Raw genomic sequence first — 8,996 nt, 5'->3', positions numbered from 1 at the left:
CAGGCGGTGGCCATTTCGACGGCCACCACGCCGCCGCCGACCACGACGAGACGACCGGGCACACGGTCGGCGCTGGTCGCCTCACGGTTGGTCCACGGACGAATGTCGTCCAGATGGGGGAGGTTTGGCATCGCCGGGCCGCTGCCGGTGCAGACGGCGACCGCGTGGCGGGCACTGAGCCGCACCGTCTCGCCGTCGGGGGTGCTCACCACGACCTGGCGGGGTCCGTCGAGGCGGCCGTGGCCGCGTACGAGGTCGACAGAGACCGAGTTCAGCCAGGCGACGTGGTCGTCGTCCTGCCAGTGCCGGACGATGTCGTCGCGGTGCGCGAGGACGGCTGCCACGTCCAATGGCCCGTCCACCGCCCGCCTCAGTCCCGGTACGCCCAGCGAGTCGGCGCGTGCCAGCACCGGCCGCAGCAGCGCCTTGCTGGGCTCGCACGCCCAGAACGAACACTCGCCGCCGAGCAGCTCGCTCTCCACGATGACGGTACTGAGCCCCGCAGCACGGGTCCGGTCGGCCACGTTCTCGCCCACGGGGCCCGCGCCGATGACGACGACGTCGTAGGTGCGGGAGGTGTCGTTCACTGCTGCTCCTGTTTTTCCGGTTCTGCGGGGCTGTGTCACGGGGGCGGGCGTTACTGGATCACCCGGCGACGGCGGTCCGACGGAGCGGGCGTTCGACGGGCTGACGTCCGTCAGGTCACCGTCCGGGGAGCCGGGTCGTCACTTCCTGGAGCACCCAGCCGCTGCCGTCCGGGTCGCTGCACGAGGTGAACGAGCCGTAGCTCTTGCGCTCGGGCTCGGGGCTGCTGACCCGCCCCTCCTCCCCGGCGAGACGGAAGACACCAGATGGAATCCACTCAGTGGCGCCCCCCAGGTGACCGCGGCCGTGCATTCCCGCCGGCGTTGGAGACTACGCCTCCAGGTCGAGGCGGACGACCGCGCCGATCTCGACGAGCTGGTCGGGCAGTGCGAGGTCGCACACGCCCATGACGGTGCTGGTGGGCCGATGGTTGCCGCAGTACGCGGCGTGCAGGCGGGCGACGGTGTCGAAGTGCTCCCGCAGGTCCTTGACGAGGACGGTGGTCTCGACGATCTGGTCGCGGGTGGCGCCGAAGTGCTCCAGCACCCGGTCGAGGTTGTCGAGGGTCGTCGTCACCTGGAGCTCGAAGTCGCCCGCCCCGACGAAGGCCCCGGCGCTGTCGTGCGACAACTGCCCGGAGACGTAGAGCGTGTCGCCGGCCTGCACGGCCTGGCTGAACCCGTACAGAGATTCCCACGGCATACCGAAGCCGAATTCCTTGGACTGAACAGTCACGGTTCTCTCCTTGTGGTCGACCGAACCATCCCCGCGAGGGCGGGACGACAAATAAGACCAGCGTGGCGCCGATGGTGTGACAGACCCTCCCCGCGCGGGTGGGGAGGATCCGACCGGGCCGTCTGCCCACAGCACGGCGTCAGCCAGCTCGAACAGCGCGTCCGCACGTCTGGTCAGGCAGGAGTAGAACTCGCCCTGGAAGCACGACAGTTCAGCGAACGCATCCTGCCCGACATGCTGACACAGCAGACTCATCCTCAACGGTCTTCGCGCTGGTCGCGTGTACTCCTTGGTTGGAGCACATGATCAGCCGAAGGCCGCCCGCGCATACGGCGGATTCCAGGCCGAGTGATCAAGTTCGAGAGGCGATTCGATTTCGCCGTATCGGACTCGCGGGTCAGCCTGCGGAGGGACGCGGGGCGCGCAGGTGCGCCCGCTTCTCCGGCGGAACCACGCCCGGTGAGTGAGGACAGCCTGATGGACCGGACCACATCGAAAAGTTGGTGCTTTGAGTGAGTGTCGGGCTTAGGTTCGGCACAGGTACCCATCGCCACGCGGCGGCCGCTGAGGACTGCTGCGCACCAGCGTCCGAGCCAGGGCCGCCCGCTGGTCTCGCGTGCTCTTGGCGGTGGCGGTGTGCCCTTGTGCCCGCTCCAACGCCTTCTTGGCGTCGGCGATGCTCTCGTCGAGGTCGGTGAAGTCCTGCTTTCTCACCAAGGGCTGCGGTGAGTTCTCGATACGCGGAGGCAACCTTGGCTGCGGCGGTATCGAGGTCGGTCCGTGCCTTTGCGTCGGCACGGGTCTTGTCCCGCTCCTTCTCGTCCTTCAGCTCCGCCGCCAGGGCCTTGTTGGCGGTCTGCCGAACACCGTCGGCCAGCTCGTTGTACTCCTCCACGGTTCCCGGCTTGAGTGTGATCTGCTCAATCGCGCCGGTGTCCCGATCGGGGAAGTTCAGCGTCATCGACGTGCCGCTGATCGAGCCCGAGACCGTCAGCATGTGATCAAGGGTCAGCGTGATCGAGCGCTGGCCAGTGGTGCCCGTGATCCCGAAGTGCCCCGCCTTGGCTTCCGTCGGCTCCTCGTCCGGGATCGACGTCGCATCCAGAGAGCCCGTCACCCGATGCTCCGTCCTCGTCATCTGAAGCATCACCGCATCCTCGGGTGTGCCCCCCACCCAGGTTCCCGGACGGCTGTCGGTGGTCTGGGTCATGATGACGGGCATGGTCACACCGATTGAGGTCCGTCCCTCGCCTCGTCCGGAGCGGCGGGCGCTGTGCCCGGATCAGATCTTGGGCCGAGGTCTTTCCCGAGGCGGCTCTGTTTGAAGCCGCCGAACGGCGCGACAGACCGAGAGGGTAGGCGTTGCCGCCGACCGGTCCGGTGTGAATCCGGCGGGCAACGTGGCCGCCCCGGACGACGTGCGCCGTAAAGGCCGAGCCCTCAAGCCTCTGGCCGGAATGGTTGGCCAGGGCGACCGCTTCATCGTTATTGCCGAACGGGATGACGGTCAGGACTGGGCTGAAGATCTCCTATGGGGCCAACCGACTGGGGTCCCGGCACGAAACCGATCGGCCTCGCCGCCTGCCGCCGGAACTGGCCAGGCGGCGTGGCGGCCGTAGCCATGGCGCAGGCCACGCACACAGTCTCGAACCCATCCAGTAGTGATCAGCTTTGCGAGAGGACGCGACGATGCGATGGTTCCGCGGCTCGGTGTGGTCGTGGAGTCGACCGCCGGGGAAACTCGCGTAGTAGCTCCCACCACCATGCGTCAGTTGACGCGCCTCGGCTACGAAGTTGTGGTCGAATCAGGAGCCGGCTCAAGCGTGTTCTGTCGGCTGGTGGGGTCCGGGTGGCGCGGGTGAGTGCGGATCCCGAGCCATCGGGGGTCTCCTTGCAGGAGAAGGTGCAGAGACGGCGGACACCTGTTGTGGTGTCGTCTGCGGGGGATGGTCAGCGCGCGGTCGGCGGCCTTCCGGGCGGCCCTCTGCCTGAGAGCGTCCCTGTGGGGTCTCGGCCCTGGCCCAGTATGGCGTGATCAGCGTACTCGCTAGTGGGGTGCAGTCGGGGCGTACCTGAATTGCAAGAGAAAACTCAGCCGGTGTACTGTCGGTACGACAGCGCAGCAGCTGGGGACATACGGAGCCCGGCACCACGTGGGAGGTGGGGAGTGCCAATCGGAAGGCAGTTGTCAGGTCTCGTTGATGACGAGCCGGCCTGCTCCATCGAGCGGAGCCTGCAGATTCTCGGCGAGCGCTGGTCCTTGCTCGTGCTCCGGGAGGTTTTCGCCGGTAAGCATAAGTTCGCCGAGATCCAGTCGTCCCTGGGCATCGCATCGAACCTGCTGAGCGCTCGGCTCAAGCTGCTGGTCGAAGCGGGCGTGCTGGACACGCAGACCTACCAGGAGCCGGGCAGCAGGCCGCGGCAGAGCTACCACCTGACGGCGGCCGGGAACGACCTGCGGGTGGTGCTGGTTGCGCTCCAGCAGTGGGGCGACCGCCACCGACCGCGCCCCTCGGGCCCCTCCGCGCTCCGGCGGGTGCGCTCCACGAACCGGCCCGTCCATGTCGGGTTCCTCGACGACGACGGTCACGAAGTGCCCGCCACGGACGTCGTCATGCTCGCGGACACGGCCGCCAGGGCCTGATCAGAAGTCGCTGTCCGGGGCTCCCTGTGGGTGTGAGATCTCACCGAAGGTGGGTTACGACGGGTTCTGGACCCTGTGTGAACCGTAGGACCTGCAGTCCTTCAGGGCCGGATGAGACTGCCTCAAGTGCAGTGAGAACGCCTATGGCTGTGGCGGCGCCTGGGGAGTGTGCTGGGCACCGCTCCCGTGACGCAGCTCGGGGAATGCGTCCTCCCGGACATCCTTGATGGCCGAGGCGCTCGCCCGGCGTCGCACACCCGACACTGGTACATCCGGCGCCGAAGCCTCCGCGGAACGGGCCGGCGCGCGGCCTCTCGCGCCCGCCGCGAGCCCTCCGGCGAGCCGGCTCACCCCCGGTCACGCAGGGTCGGGCCGCCCACTGCACCGCGCACCAGCCATTTCGGCCGGGCGCACGCGGGTGGGCGGCCCGGCGATGCCGACGTCCGTCACCCCTCCTGCGCCCTGCGCCGCCACCAAAGGCGGCGGCGACGCGGATCCCAGGACTGCTTCGGCCCGCGTACGGGCATGCGATCTTCATGTGGGCCTCGGCTCACAGGGCCGGGGCAGGGCACGGCCTGCCCGCCGCCGAAGGCGCGGCCTGCCGTCGGCGGAGCGCGATGCGGGCGCAGGACAGCGCCCCCTGTGCGGGCAGGTGGGCGAGAGGGACCGGCCGGCAGGCCGCCGCCTCATGAAGCCGCGACCGTGGGGCGGCGGCTAGAAGTACCTGCAGGTGAGCCACTTTTCGTGGTCGTAGTGGTCCTGCGACGGGTACCGCGCTATGAGGGGGACCACTTCCGTCGTGTCCTCCGGCCGGACGCGCTCGGGCAGGGATCCGAACCGGGCCTGCCGCGCCGAGGCGGCGGCGTCTTCGACCGTGTCGACCCTTTTGACCTTCTGGGTGTTCGGCATGTGCCGCGTCCTTTCCGTTCGGTGTCGAGGATTCGGTGGCGGTGCAAAGGCACCGAGCCCGATGCCTGGGTCTTTGCCGTCGTCCGCGGACGTCAGAAGACCTGGAGGAAACAACCGCAGGTGATGGTGAGCACGGCCACCGCCACCGCGGCCGTTTTCAGTGCTTTGGGAATCTTCACGGGAAACCTCTGGTGGGGGATGGGTGAACTGTCGCGGTCCGCGCGCCCGCGGCGGGGGCCGCGGTTGCTGCGTGAACCGGGGGGCGCCGCCTGCGCGGCCCGATCTGTTCCGCAGGGGCGGCAACGGCCAGGGCCGGTCGCGAAGGGCCGCTCCTTGCCGGCCGGCCCGTATATGCGTCCTCGGGTGCGTTCACCGTCGACCCTCGCACCCCCTCCGTCACCTGTCAATGGGGTGACGGAGAGGGTGGTCGGTCTCACGGTCCGGGTGCGAGGGGCTGTTCGGCCCAGATGAGTTTGCCGTCGGGTGTGGCGGGTGCCCCATCTGCGGGACAGTTGGTCGACGAGGAGGAGGCCGCGGCCGCTCTCGTCGGTGGTGCGGGAGCGGCACAGGAGCGGGGCGCTGCCGCTGGTCGCCCCCGACACCGCCGTGGCTGTCGGCCGTCAGGTAGCGCCAGGCCACGTCGGCAGCGGAGCCCCGCTCGCGTGATGGGGGAGCAGGTGGCGCCGCAGGGCCAGGGCCGCGAAGCGATCGCGCGCATACCGGCGGGCGTTGTCCAAGGACAGCGCGGCCCAGCCGACGAGTTCCTCGGCAAGCAGCAGGTCGTCCTGGTCGAACGGCACACGATCGTCCGACCGCACGAATACCGCCACGCCCAGCTCGGCGCCCCGCGCCCGGATCGGGACGACCATCAACGAGTGCATCGCGTGCTCACGGACCTTTTCCGCCCGGGCTGCGTCGTGGCGGTCCAGCCAGGTACCCAGGGAGGTGTCCAGCACGAAGTGGGACTCCTCGGAGCGCAGGACACCGGCCAAGGGCGAAGCCGGAGGGACGAGCACCGGTTCGCCCCGCTCGAACAGGGCCTTCGGAACCCCCGGATGGATCGAGGCCAGGCCCGCCCGGCGGAATACGGGGGACGGGTCCGCCCCCTGCGGGCCCGGGCGAGTCGGCGGCTCCTCGCCGAACGGGACCGGCTCCACCAGGTCGACGGTGGCGTAGTCCGCAAGCAGCGGCACCGCGAGATCGGCCAGTTCCTGCCCGGTCCGCATGACATCCAGGGTGGTTCCGATTCGCTTGCCGGCCTCGCCCAGGACCGCCAGCCGCTCGCGCGCCCGCCGGCTGTCGGTGACATCCACGCTCACAACACACACGCCCAGCGCACGGCCCTCCGCATCGTCAAGACGGAAGAAGGAGGCCAAGAGCTCGCGATGCCGATACCCGCGTTGTTGATCACGATGGTGACGTCACCCGCGACAGCGGCGGCCTCGGCGATCTCGTCGGGCTCGGTCACATCGAGACGCAGCGGAGTGAGGTCCTGTTCGGCGACTGTTGCCGGATCACGGACGCCTGCGTAGACCTTGGCCGCGCTGTGCTCGATCAGCGCTCGGGCGAACGAACGGCCGATGCCACGGTCGGCCCCCGTGACCAGGGCGAGGCAAGGGGCCTCGTGGAGCGTGGTGCGGGCGTGACCCACCGCCGGCTCGTGAGCGGCGCGCCGGCCGACGGACCCGCGTGCGGGCCCCGACGTCCGACTCGACGTCACTGATGCGGCGAGTGTCAACGGCGCCGCCCATGGGATGATCGCCAATCCGCGCATGAAGCGGTTCCTCGCCGAGGTAGACGAGATGGAGCGGGTCAGAGCGTCATCCCCATGGCAGGCTCGTGGAACCGGAGGAGGCCGCCGACGCCCTCTTGCTCCTGAGCAGCGCATCGGCCTCGATCATCACCGGAAAGATCATTGTCCGCGACGGTGACGTGCAGTACACCTGGGCCTACTCAGACCTCTGAGCTCGAGTGACACACGTAGGACCGACCATCCGGTCAGCCTCGTTCGGAGGTAGCATTCTTACTCTACAATTGCAAGTAATCTGCGATTGGGGGCACCGGTGAAACGCCGAGAACTGGGCAAGTCGGCCTGTCCGATTGACCGTTCCCTGTCTGAGGTCGGCGACACCTGGACATTTCAGATTCTCCGTGACGCCATGCACGGCGTCACGCGGTTCACGGACTTCAACAAGCGCATCGGCCTCGCCTCCAACATCCTGTCCGCACGACTGCAGAAGCTCGTGGCGGTCGGGATCTTCGAGATCCAAGAGTCGGCACTCGGCAACTCGCACGAATACGTCCTCACTGAGAAGGGTCGGGACTTCCACACCGTGCTCTCGGCCCTGCGCCAGTGGGGGCAGAAGTACCTGTTCGAGGACGACGAGCCGATGACCCGCGTGATCGACGCCCGCACCGGACAGCCTCCCCGGCAGATGTCGCTCACCGCAGAGGACGGCAGGAACCTGTCTCCCGACGACATCCTCGTGGTCCGGTCGCGGGCGGCGGACCCCATCGAGGCCGCCGTACCGGTCGACACGCCTCGTCGCCGCAAGGCGTGATCCCGGGCTCCCGCCGACCGCAACAAGCAGGGCGTCACTCAGCAGCTCACGGACATCGCCGCCCGCGCAGGAGCCGCAGACCCGGAGCAGTTGGGCCGTCACCTGGCCGTCGTCCTCGCGGGTGCCACCGCTCTGTCGACCTCCCTCGACAGCCCCTGCCCCCGCCATGACGCCCTTGAGGCCGCCCGCGCACTGATGGATCACGCCCTTCCGGAAACGCAACCCGCCAACTGACCCCGTGATCCGCCTTGCTCGACCTCGTCGGTCATGCCGTCGCGTTCAACGCGTCTCGAACCGCAATGAACTGTCATAGGATCAGTGATGCCATCAGCCCCCCGAATCCGAGGCGGGGCGCGCGGTCGCACTGCCGATGCAAACCAAGAGTGAATGACCTCCTGGGCTTCGTCGGCGGTTTCGTCTGTCACCGCCAACTGACCGGACCGGCCGCATTCTCGGCCGGGCGCACCTGGCCTCGACGGCTTCAGCTGCGTACGGAGGCAACGTCAGCGCTGCCGGGGGCGGAGCTGTGGTGTCCTGCGGCGGCGGTGGCGTCCGGGCCGGCCTCGACTGCGCGCGCGGGCCGCGCGGAGCGACGGCGGTTGATGAGGACCACGCCGCCCACAATGACGGTGCCGCCAATCAGCTCTGTCACGTGCGGGACTTCACCGAGCCATACGAACGACACGATCAGTGCCACTGGGGGTACCAGGTACAGGGCGGCGGTGGAAGCCGCCAGCGGCAGTCGCGCGACGGCATAGCCCCAGATGACGAAGCCAAGTGCAGAAGGCAGAAGTCCCAGGAAGACAGCCGACAGCAGGGCACCGGCAGGGGCATGAGCCGTCGCGCGGATGGTTGCCGGCACCAGGGGCAGGGCGAATACCGTGCCGGCGACCATCGCGTAAGTGGCCACCTCGAGGCCTGTGTATCGGCGCAGCAGCGGCTTTGCGGCGACGTGATAGACGCCCTGGACGACGGCCGCGGCCAGAACGACCAGAGCTGCAGCGGTGAAGCCCGATACGCCGTTGGCCAAGGTGACTACAGCGGTTCCCGCGATGGCGATGGTGCTGCCGACGACGACGTTACGCGTCAGCGGCTCGGCCAGGAATGCGCTGCCGAGCAGGATGCTGAAGACAGGAGCCACGGCGATCAACAGGCTCGCCGTACCGGCCTCGACGTGGATCTCCCCCCAGTTCAGCAGTATCTGGTACGCGGTCATGCCGGTGAGACCGCACAAGGCGATCAGCGGCAGGTCACGTCGGTCCGGCAGCCGCACGTGGGCGAAAGGTGCGACGGCAGCCAGGGCGATGGCAGCGACGGCCAGGCGCAGGAATGACAGAGCCGCCACGCCGAGCCCGTCGACCCCGACACGGATCGCGGGGAATGCCGAGGCCCACAGCACGACCGTGCCGGCCAGGGCGAGGAAGCGGGGAGAGGTCATCGTGGTAATCACCCCTCCACCGTGCCCGCCACAAAAGAAAAGGTCCAGTTAGGTTTCTTGGAATACAGGAAAAGGAAAGCTTAATGGTGGCGGCTTCCGTAGCGCCAGACACCATGAAGGAGTT

The 8,996-nt window shown here is 68.5% G+C and carries 10 protein-coding genes and 3 pseudogenes; 3 read left to right on the top strand and 10 right to left on the bottom strand.

Annotated elements, in window-relative coordinates:
- The 6 genes and pseudogenes from ACWCP0_RS38320 to ACWCP0_RS38295 form a co-directional block, all read right to left on the bottom strand.
- Positions 1 to 587 (bottom strand): FAD-dependent oxidoreductase (locus tag ACWCP0_RS38320; protein ID WP_451083353.1); only part of this gene is annotated, 587 nt, incomplete at its 3' end.
- A 115-nt stretch (positions 588 to 702) separates the two neighbouring features.
- On the bottom strand, positions 703 to 897 hold the full coding sequence (locus ACWCP0_RS38315) for a hypothetical protein (protein WP_451083352.1): 195 nt from the start codon (positions 895 to 897) through the stop codon (positions 703 to 705).
- Between the two features lie 18 nt (positions 898 to 915).
- Positions 916 to 1,320: a RidA family protein gene (locus tag ACWCP0_RS38310; protein WP_451083357.1), complete on the bottom strand. Its 405-nt coding sequence runs from the start codon at positions 1,318 to 1,320 to the stop codon at positions 916 to 918.
- Between the two features lie 105 nt (positions 1,321 to 1,425).
- Positions 1,426 to 1,575 (bottom strand): annotated as a pseudogene (locus ACWCP0_RS38305) (NF041680 family putative transposase); the annotation flags it as partial.
- A gap of 142 nt (positions 1,576 to 1,717) precedes the next feature.
- Positions 1,718 to 2,530, bottom strand: a complete 813-nt coding sequence (locus ACWCP0_RS38300; protein WP_451083351.1) for a hypothetical protein — start codon at positions 2,528 to 2,530, stop codon at positions 1,718 to 1,720.
- 154 nt (positions 2,531 to 2,684) lie between these two features.
- Positions 2,685 to 2,846, bottom strand: a pseudogene (locus ACWCP0_RS38295) (aldehyde dehydrogenase family protein); the annotation flags it as partial.
- A 659-nt stretch (positions 2,847 to 3,505) separates the two neighbouring features.
- Between ACWCP0_RS38295 and ACWCP0_RS38290 the strand changes: the two are divergent.
- Positions 3,506 to 3,964 (top strand): winged helix-turn-helix transcriptional regulator, encoded by a 459-nt coding sequence (locus ACWCP0_RS38290; RefSeq protein ID WP_451083350.1) that lies wholly within the window; start codon positions 3,506 to 3,508, stop codon positions 3,962 to 3,964.
- Positions 3,965 to 4,678: 714 nt separating this feature from the next.
- On the opposite strand, the gene ACWCP0_RS38285 is transcribed toward ACWCP0_RS38290, so the two are convergent.
- From ACWCP0_RS38285 to ACWCP0_RS38275, 3 genes are all read right to left on the bottom strand, one after another.
- Positions 4,679 to 4,873: a hypothetical protein gene (locus ACWCP0_RS38285; protein ID WP_451083349.1), complete on the bottom strand. Its 195-nt coding sequence runs from the start codon at positions 4,871 to 4,873 to the stop codon at positions 4,679 to 4,681.
- A 620-nt stretch (positions 4,874 to 5,493) separates the two neighbouring features.
- Positions 5,494 to 6,186: a GAF domain-containing protein gene (locus ACWCP0_RS38280; RefSeq protein ID WP_451083348.1), complete on the bottom strand. Its 693-nt coding sequence runs from the start codon at positions 6,184 to 6,186 to the stop codon at positions 5,494 to 5,496.
- Positions 6,187 to 6,188: 2 nt separating this feature from the next.
- Complete coding sequence (locus ACWCP0_RS38275; protein ID WP_451083347.1) at positions 6,189 to 6,524, bottom strand: SDR family NAD(P)-dependent oxidoreductase; 336 nt, start codon at positions 6,522 to 6,524, stop codon at positions 6,189 to 6,191.
- 173 nt (positions 6,525 to 6,697) lie between these two features.
- Here ACWCP0_RS38275 and ACWCP0_RS38270 point away from each other — a divergent pair.
- Together ACWCP0_RS38270 and ACWCP0_RS38265 are read left to right on the top strand one after the other, a co-directional pair.
- Positions 6,698 to 6,838: pseudogene (locus tag ACWCP0_RS38270) on the top strand (hypothetical protein); the annotation flags it as partial.
- A 98-nt stretch (positions 6,839 to 6,936) separates the two neighbouring features.
- On the top strand, positions 6,937 to 7,434 hold the full coding sequence (locus tag ACWCP0_RS38265) for a winged helix-turn-helix transcriptional regulator (protein ID WP_451083346.1): 498 nt from the start codon (positions 6,937 to 6,939) through the stop codon (positions 7,432 to 7,434).
- Positions 7,435 to 7,915: 481 nt separating this feature from the next.
- Here ACWCP0_RS38265 and ACWCP0_RS38260 read toward each other — a convergent pair whose 3' ends face one another.
- On the bottom strand, positions 7,916 to 8,884 hold the full coding sequence (locus ACWCP0_RS38260; protein WP_451083345.1) for a DMT family transporter: 969 nt from the start codon (positions 8,882 to 8,884) through the stop codon (positions 7,916 to 7,918).
- Positions 8,885 to 8,996 lie beyond the last annotated feature (112 nt).

The sequence above is a fragment of the Streptomyces sp. NPDC001970 genome, from assembly GCF_053594115.1.
The sequence above is the reverse complement of the archived record's forward strand: the minus strand, read 5'-3'. Positions and strand labels throughout refer to the sequence as shown.

Coding starts and splice junctions, on each gene's coding strand:
- ACWCP0_RS38315 (WP_451083352.1), bottom strand. CDS start 897: ATGCACGGCCGCGGTCACCTGGGGGGCGCCACTGAGTGGATTCCATCT.
- ACWCP0_RS38300 (WP_451083351.1), bottom strand. CDS start 2,530: ATGACCCAGACCACCGACAGCCGTCCGGGAACCTGGGTGGGGGGCACA.
- ACWCP0_RS38285 (WP_451083349.1), bottom strand. CDS start 4,873: ATGCCGAACACCCAGAAGGTCAAAAGGGTCGACACGGTCGAAGACGCC.